Raw genomic sequence first — 14,019 nt, forward strand, 5'->3', positions numbered from 1 at the left:
GCTGGGCGACGGTGCCCGGAACAGATGCTCCGAACCGCGATATCGCGCAGGCCTGCCTCGCAGCCCTTGATGTTGACGCATTGCCGGAGCGCCCGGAAAGCGCGGTCGATGAAGGATGAACCGCGCCATGCCGATAGCTTCACCCGAGACCACCGAGCTCGAACGGCGTGTGCTGGCTCACGAACGGATCCTGCAAGCTCTGATCGCCTACATGGCCCGTACCGAGCCGCGTTTCGTGGACCACCTTCGAGAACGCTTCGTCGAGCCGATGAGTATGGCCAGGCACGAACACGACCACCGCGAAACCGACGACTACGCGGCAGAATTCATTCGCGCCGTGATGCTCCTCGGAGAAGCGCGGGTGCCAAAGGCGAAGGAGCCGGAAATGACCGACATGAAACCCGTGCCGCCGAAAAGCAGAGGAGCGCAGGATTCTTCGATGGACCGGCCGGCACAGCGCGGTGGGGTTCAGGTTCGCGAAAGAAACGGCATCTGGGAGGTGCAGGTCGATGGCGGGTTTCGTGGCGACTACCACCAGAAGGAGCATGCCCTTGCGGCTGCGGCTTTGCACAAGTTGTCGCCCCGATGACCAGCAGCACCCACCCCACAGTCCCGACGGACTTCTCGATCCAGGTGGCTGAGAACGAAGGCATGCCAACGAGACCGAATTCCAGAGCCTCCCCGCTAGCGCCCGCGCCCACTCGACGGCTGACCGGAACGCTCACGCTTGGGCTATCGAGGACTCGCGCGGCAACCAACGGGCTCTGGTCCGCCAAGGAACAAGCTGCGATGAGACATCCCTTGGCGAGGCTGATCGCGCGGACGGCAGCCATAGCCGGTGTGATCGCCTCTTTCGCCTTTCCCGTGCTTGCGCAGGATGGAACCGGCCCAATGCCGGAGAACGCCCAGCCGCGCAGCTATGGCGGCGGATGGGTCTGCGATCTCGGTTACCGGGTAGAGGGCGCCGAATGCCTGCCTCTCGACATCCCCGAGCATGCCTATCCAACCGGGCGCTCCTACGGGACGGGGTGGGAGTGCAACCGAGGGTACGAGGAGGTGGACGGGACGTCCTGCAATCCCATCCCGGTGCCCGCCAATGCCTTCCTCCGGTCTTCCGGTTACGATTGGGAATGCGAACGCGGGTTCCGGCAGGAGGACGAGGCATGCGTGCCCATTGTTCTGCCCGAGCGTGCCTACCTGACGGACGATGCCTCGGGGAGGGGATGGACCTGTGATCGTGGCTTTGAGGCCGCCGCGGGGACATGTTTGCCGATTGCCGTGCCAGAGAACGCGTATCTGACCAACGCAGACTACGGCGCCGCCTGGGCTTGTGAGAGAGGCTTCGTCAGAATCGACGACCGATGCGACGCCGTTGTCGTGCCATCGAATGCTTATCTGGACGAGGCATCCTATGGACCGGGCTGGAGCTGCGAGCGCGGATACGAGGTGCTGAATGGCGCCTGCGTCGCCATCGATCTGCCAGAGAACGCCTATCTCGACCGATCCGGCAACCGGTGGAGCTGCAATCGAGGTTTCCAGCTTTCGGACGGGGCGTGCGTCCTTGGAAGATGAGGGTGACAGAACGATGCGCAGCCGCGTGTCCGGCATGCGCGTCAGCATAGGGTGTCGTCTCCGATACAGCTTCCCTCAACCGACGCCTCTGATTGCGCTTCTGAACGTGCACTACTCGCGGTTCGGCGATCTGGAGCGTGCCGATTATCTCGTGACCTCGCCGAGCGTGCCCCTCGAAAGCTACCGGGATGGCTTCGGCAACTGGTGCACGCGCGTCCTGGCTCCGGCGGGCGACTTCTGCCTGTCGACGGATGGCGTCTTCCGCGACACGGGCCTGCCTGATCCCTCCATGCCCGGCGCGCGGCAGCACGAGGTTCAGGATCTTCCTTTCGAGACGCTCGTGTTTCTGCAGGGCAGCCGGTATTGCGACACCGACCTTCTGTCGGAGGAGGCGTGGCGCCTATTCGAGACCACGGACGCCGGATGGTCACGCGTCCAGGCGATCTGCGATTTCGTGCATGGACATGTCCGCTTCGACTATATGCAGGCGAAGGCGACGCGCACCGCATCGCAGACCCTCGCCGAGCGACAGGGTGTCTGCCGCGACTTTGCCCATCTCGCCATCGCGCGGTGTCGTTGCATGAACATTCCGGCCCGCTACTGCACCGGATATCTGAGCGACATCGGTGAACCTCTGCCTCATCCGCCAGGGGATTTTGCTGCCTGGATGGAGGTATTCCTTGCTGGAGAATGGCACATGTTCGACCCGCGGAACAACAAGCCGAGGTTTGCGAGAATCCTGATCGCGCGCGGTCGCGATGCTGCTGATGTTCCTCTGACTCAGACCTTCGGCCAGAACACTTTGATGGAATTCAAGGTCTGGACGGATGAATTGGCCTGACTGACCTTGGGTTTCTTTTCTGCGCGGCATCGGAATTCGGGTTGTTAGCCCCAATATATGTACTGCTGATGCCAGTTATCCTGGTCCGTGTTGGATGAGGAGTTGGCGTCGGCCAATCAAAGGATCGATGAAATGTCCACCAAGAATCTGGCCGGCAGCGCTGCGGCCGTGTTGAAGCGGAAGCCGACGAATACATCGGCGCCCCCTGCCAATGTGAGTAAGTCCAATGCCGCCGCCACGAAAGTGCATGCGAAGCCCAAGACATCTTGAGACGTGCACGGGTTACGCGCCCCAATCCCCAAAAAGGGCGCGCATGGCCGGCAGAAACACTGGGAAGGATCATGCAAATGGAAGATCTGACGAGCAAGACCGTTGCGATTTTTTCCCGTCCGTTCACCGTTCCTGGCTTTGCCGAGACTCTTCCGGCCGGAGAATACGAGATCGAAACGGAGTTGGTTTCGCCCCCGGATCAACGGGATCCCGCGGCATGGATGGCCGCGGTCCAGGTTAAGCTTCATCCCAGGGCATCGCATCCCGGACTTGCGCGGACTCTGACCGTTTCCCTTGCCGACCTCGACCAAGCACGCGCCAGAGACAAGCTCACGGGCAGGGCCTTGTCCAACTTATTCCTTGAAGAAATGCTGTCTGACCCGATGGTACAGCTCGTGATGATAGCCGACGGCGTCTCCGAGGCGCACCTGCGACATCTCTATTCCGGGTCTGGGACATCCGATCCGAACCTGGCTGCGCCGCTTTCGAAGACGACCGCCCGAGGAGCGCGGGACGAAGAGTCGATCCGGGCCGCCGAAAACGAAGGCATGCCTACGCGACCGGACTCGCCGCCGCCCTTGCGCACCCATCTGGCTGCGGGAAAAACGTGATGGCCGACGAGGCCATCTCCAAGGGTGAGGTACCGGACATCGCGACCCCAAGGGCCGTGGGTGATGTTCCGCAAGAACGCCGATGCCTGCGATGCGAAACCTCGTTCTGGAGCAAAGGCTTCGGAGAACGGATTTGCCGACGCTGCAAGGGGTTGAATGCTTGGCGGAACGCCGCGCCCGTCAGCGCGGGCGCATCTCGCCGCCGCTGATCCCCGCAGCCGCGCGCCGTCTTCCTCAATCCTAACTGGAACATCATTTTGGCCTGCCTCGAGATCGTTCACACCACGACCTACAGATACCGTCAAAAGGTCCCTCTTGGGCCCCATCGGTTGATGCTACGTCCCCGAGAAAGCAGGGAGCTGCGACTACTTGCACATGCCCTCTCCCTTTCTCCGACGGCGACGGTGACCTGGGCGCATGACGTGGCCGGCAACGCTGTCGCCACCGCCATCTTTGACGGCGTGACGGATCATCTGGTGATCGAGAGCCGTGCCACAGTGGATCTCACCGCGCCTGCATGGCCGATCTTTGCCATCGCCGCCTCGGCCGCGCAGTACCCCTTTGTCTACGCCGACGACGAATGGACGGATCTGGGCGCGCTGACTGTTCCACAATATCCCGACCCGGACGGCCGGCTTTCCCTATGGGTCGAGGGCTTTATCATGGCGCGCCCGACCGACACGCTGTCCTTGCTGAAGGACATCAGCAATGGTGTGTTCACCCAGATTTCCTACCAGAGCCGTGACACTGAAGGCACCCAGTCACCGATCGAGACGCTCGACCGGCGATGGGGCTCGTGCCGTGATCTTGCGGTCCTGCTTGCCGAAGCCGCGCGCACGCTTGGACTCGGTTCCCGCATCGTATCCGGCTATCTGTCAGATGCGGAAGAAAGCCTCCTTGGGTCTGCGGGTCCCGGGTCCACCCATGCCTGGGTCGAGATATTTGTACCCGGTGCCGGATGGATTGCCTTCGATCCCACGAACCGAAGCTTCGGGTCCCGGAACCTGATACCACTCGCCGTGTCCAGAAACATCGCACAGGTGACCCCGGTGGCAGGCAACTTTGTCGGAACGAACGTCGATTTGCTCTCGATGGAGGTACTCGTAAAAGTAGAGAGTGCTTCGGCACAAGACAACTCGCTACTGGCCCCAATAGGCGGGGCGGACATCGCGCTTGTCTAATGGCGTTTCGGTGGGACTGGCTTGCGCCTGCTGGTTTAAACCTAGCAATAATAATGCTTTAATGACCGGAGAAGGTTGGACCTCAGGCCCATCCGCTCCGCCATTTGCCCTTGTAAAAGCGTTCTCCCCCTCAGGCTGCGACCGGATTTTTCCGTTGTTTTCGGGGGTTATGCGGGCGGGGCTGAGAACCGGCCTCGGTGCCAGGAGGCCTGAAAGCGTTCTCTCGGGGCCGATATTCTCCGGACCTCTTAACCGCGGCCGTTTCGGTGAACAGCCCACAATGCATTGATATAGTAACAAAAAAGCGGTCACGCGCAGCCTTCACCGTTCGAAATGGCGTTCGGCTGGAGGACGCCACTGACATCGAACGCAGCACCCCCCGAAGGGGGCATTCTATTGAGCGCGCCCTTCGTGATGCCGCACTTCGTCCTCGATGCGGTTCACGAAGTCATCGATCTGGTCTTCATCAAACACGTCATTGTCGAATGGCACTTGCCGGAGAATCTCGACCGCATTCCGGTACGCCGGCACCAACGACGCGCTCTGCGGACGCCCTACTATGAAATGCACCTGCACGTCGTCGGTCGCGCCGACCTTGACTGCCGACAGGTGGCCCAGCCAGCGGCGCGCCTTGTCCTTGATATTGTCGGCGTCAGCGAGATCGAAGGACAGTGGCTCATAGACGTGCCAGCGCCCGTTCTTCCATGCATGCCGGAACTCGACGGCATCCGTGCTGCCCTGAACGCGTTTGGGTTCGAGCTCGATCGTGACGCCCTGCTCCTTCAGCTTCGCCTCCACCGGGCGCCACACGTCTTCGTCGGACCTGCGACGCAGCGAAGGCCGGTCATAGCGCGCGACAAGGCGCTGATAGAGCTGGTCGAAGGTCTTCTGCGGGTCGGCCGTCAGACCGGCGCCGATGGGCGACCACTGCAACGAACTGTCGTCGAGCGGGAGAGCGATGCGCGCATAATCTCCCGCGGTCTTGTCGCCCTTGAACAGACCTTCGGACTTCAGGCCGCGCTCGACCCCCCTCATTCCGCGCTCGATGGCCTCGATGGCCCGCTTGTAGGAATCGCTGTCGAGATCGGGGAAGACATTCTTGATGCGCCCGAAGGTCTTGCGGGCCTTCGTCAGGATCAACGGTCGGCCGGGAACGACCATGACCAAACCAACATTCACGAATTCCCCGGTCAGGACATCGTGGATGTAGCGCAGAACGACGTAGCTGTATGGCTCCTTCGTGCTCATGACAGTATCCTCCCAAGTTCCGCGATGCATGCGTCGATGTTGTCCCGGGCGCCAGCGATCAACTTCAACGCAGCATCTATGTCGTCGCGGGCGGCGGCCCACTCCGGCGGGATCACCCCTTCATACTCCCTCAGGCGCGCGTCCGACAAGGCGGCCCAGCGAGATTTGATCGGCCCGAAGTCGATCGGCGCGCCTTTCAGCTCATGCACGAAAATATGCCTGCCGGGTGCTGCCAGATCGTTCATGCCACCGAGAATCCATGGCGCCCGCCACAACAGGATCAGCCGGTGGGCGAAGGCAAGCTCATGGTCGATGATCCGTAGATCGTCGCCGCGGACAAGACAGTTCGGGTTCTCCGCCCGCCGGTCCGGGTTCTGGATGATCGCATCGAACAGCAGGACGCTGGATGCCACAGGCCGCATCGCGTCCGACAGGCGCTGGCCGGTGGTCCAGGCCGAGAACCCCGGCGTGCGGGTCGAGCCGAAAGCGACGGGGCAACTGCGGCGCAGCTTGTCGGCGACCTGCGCGTCGGTCACGGCGGGGATGATCTCGGGCGGGATTTCGACCAGCCAGGGTCTGGGCACCGGCAGTCCCAGATCGGCGGCCAGGCAGGCGGCGATGGCCTCGCGCGCAAGGTTCACCACATTCTGGTCGCAACCCGCCGAGAGCTTGACGAAAACCTCGATCTCCTCCTCGCCGTCTGCTTCGCAGGCCGACAGGATCGGGCCCGTACGGCCCTGAATGGCAACCCTGTCGATCCGGGTCAGGACGGCGCGAGGGATCATGCCGCGGCAGCCTTTCCGTTGAAGATCTCGTGCAGCATGGCGGGGATCAGGGCTTCGACATCCTGCGCGGTACTGGCGCGGATGACGCGGGCTGCGCGGGCCTTCGCCTGGATGCGGTCGAACCAGTGCTGGCGGTCGATCAAGGGGACGGGCACTTGCAGAGCTTCGAGCTTCTTCAATCCCAGCGTTCGGTTCCGTCCTGCCCCGCCGGGGGATGCTTCACCCAGCTTCTGCAACCCTTCGGGCGTTGAAAAGTAGAACCGCAGGAACTCCACTATCGCCGTCTCGGGCGCGGGCACGCATGACAGGAAGCGGTGTGATCCAACGCGGCCCTCATCTTCCGGCTGCGCGACGGCGACAGCGCCCTCCCAAGCGAAGACGATGTTGAACAGGAGGTCGCCAGCGCAGATGCGGAACAGCTTCTTGTTGCCGACTTCTACCCCGGGCAGATCAGGTTTGTGAAACGTGCCTTTGCCGAACGAGCGGACGCCGAGTTCGGGATAGGTGCCGTCAAGGTCGATCTCGACCGGGCGGCGCACCAAGGGGGCGACTTCGGCCATGGAGCGCAGGGGGGCGCCGTCGATGGCGCGCTGGAAGGCTTTCAGCAGCAGGGCCTGGGTTTCGCGCTCGGCGGCGTCGATGGCGCGACGGCGTTCCTCCACCAGGGCCGCGACCCTGTCGAGCCGCTGGACGATACGGCGCTGTTCGTCGAGGGACGGAAGCGGCACCGTCATCTTCAGGAATTTTGCTTCCTTCATGCGTACGCGGTTTGTCGAACCCTCGCTCGCTCGACGGCACAGCTCAATGAACTCGGGCGTGCGTGAATACCACTCAAAGAAATGCGGCAGCACCGTTGAAGCGTCGATGTTGAAGCAGGGGAAATCGTTGCTGACCAGCGCGCCGTCCAGTTCTTCGGGAACGATGCCAAAGGCGCCATGGCGAGCATCAATCCGTGAAATCAGAAACTGGCCAGCCTTGGCGGAGTACTGTCGAGCAGCGGCAATGGCCGTCCCTGGGACCTCGCCGCGAAGCGTGAGGCCCTTTCCCCACAGACGCGCGGTGATCTGCTTGTATTGCTCATTCGGTTTGACGGGGAGCCAGTCCTCTGACTTGGTCAGGAACCTGTCGATGGTAATCGTCCGCAACATCAAACGCACTCCTCCAGCACGGCCTTGATCTCGTCCATGATGCCGAGGATGCGCTGTTCCTGCGCGATGATCGCGTCCACGATCTCGGACGGCGCGCGGTGATCCGCGACCTCGCCGGAATGCGGGTTCTTGATGTCGAGGTTGCAGGCGATGACGCGCTTCTGCGCATCACGCTGGATCAGGTCGGCCGCAGAGACCTTCCAGGCGCGCTCATCTTCCTCGCGCTTGTTCCACCAAGCGAGGCAGCCCGCGAACTCCTCATAGACCATCGGCGCGGTCTTCGAATATTTCTTGCGGCCCTCCGGCAGCGGCATCTCGTAATACCAGATGTCTTTCGTCGGTCCGCTGGTGTCGAAGAAGATCAGGTTTGCCGGGATGTCGGTGTAGGGGGCGAACACGCCCTCGCGCAGGCGGACCACCGTGTGCAGGTTGAACCTTTCCAGCAGGTCAGCCTTGATCCGCGCCGAGATGCCATCGCCGAACAGCGTGCCGTGCGGGACGACGACCGCGGCCCGCCCGCGCCCGGCGCGTTTCAACCGCCGCATGATCAGCTGCAGGAACAGCAGCGCCGTTTCGGCCGTGCGGCGGTCCTCGGGGAAGTTGTTGAGGATGCCCGCTTCCTCCTCGCCACCGAAGGGCGGGTTGGTGAGGATGATGTTCACCCGTTCGGCCTCGCCGATTTCGTTCAGGCGAAAGCGCAGCGCGTTGCCGGCGTCGATCCGGGGCGCATGCAACCCGTGCAGCAGCAGATTCAGCTGTGCCAGCAGGTAGGGCAATGACTTGGCCTCGCCCCCGATGATGCTGCCCTCCTGCAGGACGCGGCGTTTTTCGACGGTGTCTGCCTGCTTTTCCAGATGCAGGAAGGATTCGGTCAGGAATCCGGCGGTGCCGCAGGCGGGATCCAGGATGGTTTCACCGAGCTTCGGGTCCGTCACCTCGACCATGAAGCGCACCACCGGGCGCGGGGTGTAGAACTCGCCCGAGTCCCCGGCGGCGTCGCGCATCTCGCGCAGCAGTGTCTCGTAGAGGCGGCCGAGGGTGTGGACCTCTTCGGAGGAGTCGAAATGGATGCCGTCGATCAGGTTCACCACGTCGCGCAGCAGGTAGCCACTTTCCATGCGGTTGGCGAAGCCCTGAAAGACTGTGGCGATCACGTCGCGCCGCTCGCGCCGGCCATTGTCGCCCCGCAAGGCGCGCAGATAGGCGAACAGACCGGGGCCGCGGGTGCCGTCCGGCCGCTCGGTCATTTCGGAGACGAGGAACGACAGCAGGTCGGGACCGGTGATCCCATCGGCGTCTGCCGCCCAGTCACGCCAGCGATACGGGGCTTCGATGATCGGGCGGTAGTCCTTGCCCGCCAGGTCCGCGCGCCCTTCCTCGATCCGCTCCATGTCGTCGAGGAACTTCAGGAACATGATCCAGGTGAGCATCGGCAGGCGGTCAAGGTCGCCGTTCAGCCCCTTGTCCTTGCGCATGATCTTGCGCGCCGACTTGATGATGCTGTCGAGACGCTGGGCAGTGGTCAGTTGCTTCGGCGCAGCCTTCTTGCGGGCGGTTGTGGCCAAGTTGATCTCCTTCGATTCAGGCGGTGTAGAGCAGACGCTGCAGCTCGGTGACGGCGCTGCGCAGCTCCTTGCTTCCGCCGAAGCGGGCGGCAATCTCGATCACATTGCCCCATTCGTTGAATGGCGGGACTTCGAGGATGTCGGGCAGCTTGAACTGGGCACTGCCGTGTTCGGCGTATTTCTCGAGCACGGCATCCAGAACTTCGCGGGCATCCGGCCCGAAGCGGGCCAGAAACTCGTCCTGTTCCCGCAGCAGACGGTCAGCCCGCTCTCGCCGGGTGCGCAGCGGCGCGTTGTAGGCGAGATGGCAAAGGAGATCGAACGGGTCGGCCTCCGGCTTTCCGACCGCATCGGCCAGGGAGTCGAGGTCGATGCCCTTCTCCTCCAGCCGCTCGACGATTTCGGCCCGACGCTCGGGATCGAGCCAGTCCGTGCGCAATTCGGACGCATTGGGATAGAGCGTGCGGACCTTGTCGCCGGTGTAGTCGGTAAGCTGGCGGCAGGCGAGCTGTCGCCCCTCGGCATCGAGCTCATAAACGAGGTGCCGGACAATCGCGACCTCGCCGCCGTCGACATAGAACTTGCGGGGACCGGTCTCGGTCTCGTCGCCGAGATCGACAGGGCCATCCGGAACATCGGGTCCATCGGGGAAATCGTCGGGATCCGGCGCCGTCTCCTCGATCTCGCGCTCCTCGACGACTTCGCCATCCGCATTGATCACCGCCTCGTCCTCTCGGACGGGATCGCCGTCAAAGGCGGGATCGGCAAACATGCGTGTTGCCGTGCCGGTATAGTCGATGATGTTGAAGGCGAGCTTGCCGTAGTCTGGCCGGAGGCGCGTGCCGCGCCCGATGATCTGCTTGAACTCCGGCATGGAGCCCACGACGCGGGCGAGCACGACGTTCTTGCAGGTCGGGGCGTCCACGCCGGTGGTGAGAAGTTGCGAAGTGGTGAGGATGACCGGCGTCTGGGTCTCGACATCCTGGAACTTCGCCCGGTGCGCGCTGCCGACATCACCCTCGTCGGACGTCACCCTACAGACGTAGTCGGGATGATCCTTCACGAGATCGGTGTTCAGGGCGGCGAGCGCCTGCCGCATTTCGAGCGCGTGTTCCTGGTCGACGCAGAAGACGATGGTCTTGGCGAAGCGGTCGGTCTCGGCCATGAAGCCCGCGAGGTGTTTCGCGATGGCCTGCGTTCTTGCACGAAGCGCCACGACCCGCTCGAAGTCTCGCGTGGAGTATTCGGCGTCGGGGATCTCACGTCCGTAGCGGTCAAGCTCGCCCCGCGTCGGGCGCCAACCGGCAGCATCGTAGTCCGAGATGACACGGTGAACGCGGTACGGGGCAAGGAAGCCGTCGGCGATGCCCTGCGCAAGGCTGTATTCGTAGAGCGGATCGCCGAAGTAGTTGTAGGTGTCGACGTTGTCCTCGCGCCGCGGCGTCGCCGTCATGCCGATCTGGGTCGCGGGCTCGAACCACTCGAGAATCTCGCGCCAGTTGCTGTCGTCCCGCGCGCTGCCCCGGTGGCATTCGTCGATGATGATGAGGTCGAAGAAGTCGCGAGCATATTCGCGATAGAGGCCGGGGCGGTTCTCGTCACGCGCGATGGACTGGTAGATCGCGAAATACATATCGCGGCTCTTGACCGCCATGCCACCAGCGATCTTGTGCCGAGCATCGCCGAACGGGCTGAAATCCTTGGCCATCGGATCGTCGACCAGGACATTCCTATCAGCAAGAAACAGGATCTTCGGGTTTCTGTTCACCCCTTTCGAGTTCCAGCGTGCCGACCAGAGCTTCCAACTGATCTGGAAGGCAACGGCGGTCTTGCCCGATCCGGTACAAAGGGTGAGCAGTGCCCGCTTCCTGCCCTGAAGCGCCGCCTGAACGGCGCGGTTCACGGCGATCTCCTGATAATAGCGAAGGGGCTTGGCCCGATCCGGAAATGTGGGCGTCAGCAGCCGTTCGGCCACTTGGTCATCGACGATGCCCTCGGCGCGGCGGAGCCGGGCCCAGAGGTCATCAGGCGCCGGAAAATCCCCGATAGTTCGCTCGATCCCGGTCGTATAGTCGAATTCGACGATTTCGATGCCATTGGTGGAATACGCGAACCGAAGGCCAAGGATCTCGGCATACTCCTTGGCTTGCTGAAGCCCCTCTGCGGCATGCCTGTAGCGGGACTTGGCTTCAACAACCGCGATCGGAAAGTCTGGATTATACCGAAGCAGATAGTCAGAGCGCTTCTGCTTGCCCCGGCGCGCCTTGCCGCCGACAAACACGACCCGGCCGTCAGTGAAAGTTCTCTGCTCGTTGATGGCGTGAGGGCGATCGTCCCAGCCGGCTGCCTGCAGCTTGGGGACGACGAACTTCCTGCAGGTATCGGCCTCGTTCATGCGCAATCTACTTTGCCCGGTTTCGACATGCCGTCGCGCGGCCCACGGCTTGTCAAAGAACTCGGCTCAGATCAATGCGCAATTCTTTGGTTTGGCGGCTCTTTCGCCTGACAACGGCTCCCAGAGGCTACAGTCTGGCCGACTGCTGCCGCAAGCCCTATTGCGTCCCGGGCAACAGGGATTCGATCTGACCCGACCATTCATCCGGAATCTGCCCACGCAGGGACTGGAGTGTGAGGCCCGGCGGCTGCCGCCCTTCAAGGATCGCCTCGACGAGATCGGGGGCAAGCTGCGTCAGCCGAAGCACCCGCGTGAGGTAGGAGACCGCGATACGCTCGCGCGCGGCCAGCTCGGCGACCGTGGCGAAATCCCCGGATTCCAGCATACGCTTCCAGCGGAAGGCCCGGGCCAGCGCCTTGACGAGGGCATCATCGGGACGGCGCTGGGCGGATGCGCCCTCGGACAGCAGCATCTCCTTCCGCCCGCCTCGCTTGATGATGCGAAACGGGACATGGATGGTGACGGTCTCGGGGATCGGTGTGGCACGGGTCATACTGTTGCTCCGATGTCGGTGGCCATTTCGCGCGCCAGCCCGGCCAGCCCGTCCATGCGCAGCCGGACCTTCAGGCCTTCGGTGCCGATCTCGACCCGCTCGACCAGAAGCCCAACGATGCGGGCCTGTTCGGCGGGGAAGAGTTCATCCCACAGCGGGTCGAGCCGGATCAGCGCGTCGCGCGCGTCGGCCTCGGTGATCTCGCCGTGCTGCACCCGCGCGGCCTTCCACGTGCCCGCGACGATTTCCGGCTGGCGGAACACGGCGCGAAGCTGGTCGATGATGGCAGCCTCGATCTCACCTGCGGGCACGCGACCGATGGGACATGCGCCCGCGCCATGCTTCAGCACGGTCTGGCTGACGTAATAGCGATAGAGCCGCCCGCCCTTGCGGGTGTGGGTCGGCGAGAACGCCGCGCCGTCCGGCCCGAACAGCAGCCCCTTCAGCAGTGCGGGCGTGTCGGCGCGGGTCCGGGCGGCGCGCTTGCGCGGGCTTTCGGTCAGGATGGCGTGAACCCGGTCCCACGTTTCGCGGTCGATGATGGCGTCGTGCTCGCCGGGATAGCTCTCGCCCTTATGCACCGCCTCGCCGATATAGGCACGGTTCGACAGCATCCGGTAGATGTACTTCTTGTCGATCCGGTTGCCGTGCGGGGTGCGGATGCCGCGCTTGCCCACCTCCCGCGCCAGTTCCGTGCAGGACCCGATCTCGAGAAACCGGGCGAAGATCCAGCACACATGCGCGGCGGATTCCTCATCCACCAGCAGCTTGCGATTCTCGACCCGATAGCCATAGGGCGGGACCCCGCCCATCCACATCCCCTTCCTGCGGCTGGCGGCGACCTTGTCGCGGATGCGCTCGGCCGTCACCTCGCGCTCGAACTGGGCGAAGCTGAGCAGGATGTTCAGTGTCAGCCGCCCCATCGAGGTGGTGGTATTGAACGACTGCGTCACCGAGACGAAGGTCACACCGTTCCGGTCGAACACCTCGACCAGCTTGGCAAAATCCGCCAGCGAGCGGCTGAGGCGGTCGATCTTGTAGACCACCACCACATCGACCAGCCCGTCCTCGATGTCGTCTATCAGCCGCCGCAGGCCCGGCCGTTCCAGCGTGCCGCCGGAGATGCCGCCGTCATCATACTGATCGCGGACCAGCACCCAGCCTTCGGATCGTTGGCTGGCGATGTAGGATTCGCAGGCCTCCCGCTGGGCGTGCAGGCTGTTGAACTCCTGCTCCAATCCCTCCTCGGAGGATTTCCTTGTATAGACGGCGCAGCGGAGCTTGCGGACGGGTTTCGGCTTTTCCGACGGCTTCGTCATGCCCGACCCCGGTGGTTCTTCAGCCCGAAGAACACCCAGCCGTTCCAGCGGGTGCCAGTGATCGCGCGGGCGATGGCCGACAGCGACTTGTAGGGCCGGCCCTGCCATTCGAAGCCGTCGGCGGTGACGGTGACGATCTGTTCGACGCCCTGCCACTCGCGCAGAAGCCGTGTGCCGGTAATGGGGCGGTCGCGGTCGGCGCGGATGCCGCGCTTATTTCGATCGCCGCCGTCGAGTTCCTCGCCCAGCCGTTCCAGCCGCCGGATCGTCTCCGGTTTTAGCCCGCCATGGGCGAGTTCCTGGATCCGGTAGGACAGCCGACTCTCCAGGTAACGGCGGTTGAACGGCGGCGGCTCGCTGTCGAACAGGTCGCGCCACTGTTTCTTCAGGTCGAGCGTCGGCGTGGTCTTGAGCGCGGCGAGGCGCGCGGGAATGGGATCGGGCTTGTTCATGCATTTCTCCGGCGAGTTGGAGTTGCATGACGGCATTTGTCGTGCGGAGAGTGTAGGCAACGTTCTCCAGTATCGTCAG

At 63.3% G+C, this 14,019-nt stretch carries 13 protein-coding genes; 5 read left to right on the plus strand and 8 right to left on the minus strand.

The genetic code is table 11. From position 1 onward, the window contains the following. Nucleotides 1-115: 115 nt before the first annotated feature. From I7S92_RS20760 to I7S92_RS20780, 5 genes are all read left to right on the plus strand, one after another. Complete coding sequence (locus tag I7S92_RS20760) at nt 116-589, plus strand: hypothetical protein (protein WP_242070325.1); 474 nt, start codon at nt 116-118, stop codon at nt 587-589. A gap of 212 nt (nt 590-801) precedes the next feature. Then, entirely contained in the window at nt 802-1,572 is a 771-nt protein-coding gene (locus I7S92_RS20765) for a hypothetical protein (protein WP_197647423.1), read from the plus strand. 34 nt (nt 1,573-1,606) lie between these two features. Further along, nucleotides 1,607-2,413 carry a transglutaminase-like domain-containing protein gene (locus I7S92_RS20770; RefSeq protein WP_386003959.1) on the plus strand — a complete coding sequence of 269 codons (807 nt, stop codon included), beginning with the start codon at nt 1,607-1,609 and terminating at the stop codon, nt 2,411-2,413. A gap of 347 nt (nt 2,414-2,760) precedes the next feature. Next, nucleotides 2,761-3,294: a hypothetical protein gene (locus I7S92_RS20775; protein WP_197647424.1), complete on the plus strand. Its 534-nt coding sequence runs from the start codon at nt 2,761-2,763 to the stop codon at nt 3,292-3,294. Nucleotides 3,295-3,551: 257 nt separating this feature from the next. Continuing rightward, complete coding sequence (locus I7S92_RS20780; RefSeq protein WP_197647425.1) at nt 3,552-4,475, plus strand: transglutaminase family protein; 924 nt, start codon at nt 3,552-3,554, stop codon at nt 4,473-4,475. Nucleotides 4,476-4,868: 393 nt separating this feature from the next. Here the strand turns inward: I7S92_RS20780 and I7S92_RS20785 are convergent, their stop codons facing one another. From I7S92_RS20785 to I7S92_RS20820, 8 genes are all read right to left on the minus strand, one after another. Beyond that, on the minus strand, nt 4,869-5,723 hold the full coding sequence (locus tag I7S92_RS20785) for a DUF3037 domain-containing protein (protein ID WP_197647426.1): 855 nt from the start codon (nt 5,721-5,723) through the stop codon (nt 4,869-4,871). Then, nucleotides 5,720-6,508 carry a HipA family kinase gene (locus tag I7S92_RS20790; RefSeq protein ID WP_197647427.1) on the minus strand — a complete coding sequence of 263 codons (789 nt, stop codon included), beginning with the start codon at nt 6,506-6,508 and terminating at the stop codon, nt 5,720-5,722. The genes I7S92_RS20785 and I7S92_RS20790 overlap by 4 nt, the downstream gene beginning before the upstream one ends. Further along, a complete protein-coding gene (locus I7S92_RS20795; protein WP_197647428.1) occupies nt 6,505-7,656 on the minus strand; it encodes a restriction endonuclease subunit S domain-containing protein in 1,152 nt (383 codons plus the stop codon). Before I7S92_RS20795 ends, I7S92_RS20790 begins: the two co-directional genes overlap by 4 nt. After that, entirely contained in the window at nt 7,656-9,221 is a 1,566-nt protein-coding gene (locus I7S92_RS20800; protein ID WP_197647429.1) for a class I SAM-dependent DNA methyltransferase, read from the minus strand. The genes I7S92_RS20795 and I7S92_RS20800 overlap by 1 nt, the downstream gene beginning before the upstream one ends. A gap of 16 nt (nt 9,222-9,237) precedes the next feature. After that, nucleotides 9,238-11,616, minus strand: coding sequence for an EcoAI/FtnUII family type I restriction enzme subunit R (gene hsdR / locus I7S92_RS20805; RefSeq protein ID WP_197647430.1), 2,379 nt, complete (start codon nt 11,614-11,616; stop codon nt 9,238-9,240). Between the two features lie 157 nt (nt 11,617-11,773). Continuing rightward, on the minus strand, nt 11,774-12,169 hold the full coding sequence (locus I7S92_RS20810) for a hypothetical protein (protein WP_197647431.1): 396 nt from the start codon (nt 12,167-12,169) through the stop codon (nt 11,774-11,776). Beyond that, nucleotides 12,166-13,488, minus strand: a complete 1,323-nt coding sequence (locus I7S92_RS20815) for a recombinase family protein (protein WP_197647432.1) — start codon at nt 13,486-13,488, stop codon at nt 12,166-12,168. The genes I7S92_RS20810 and I7S92_RS20815 overlap by 4 nt, the downstream gene beginning before the upstream one ends. Then, the gene (locus I7S92_RS20820) at nt 13,485-13,940 is read right to left on the minus strand and encodes a DUF2924 domain-containing protein (protein ID WP_197647433.1); all 456 of its coding nucleotides are present in this window, start codon (nt 13,938-13,940) and stop codon (nt 13,485-13,487) included. Before I7S92_RS20820 ends, I7S92_RS20815 begins: the two co-directional genes overlap by 4 nt. Between the last annotated feature and the right edge of the window lie 79 nt (nt 13,941-14,019).

The organism is Tabrizicola soli, assembly GCF_015999335.1.
GTDB classification, from domain to species: Bacteria; Pseudomonadota; Alphaproteobacteria; order Rhodobacterales; family Rhodobacteraceae; genus Tabrizicola; species Tabrizicola soli.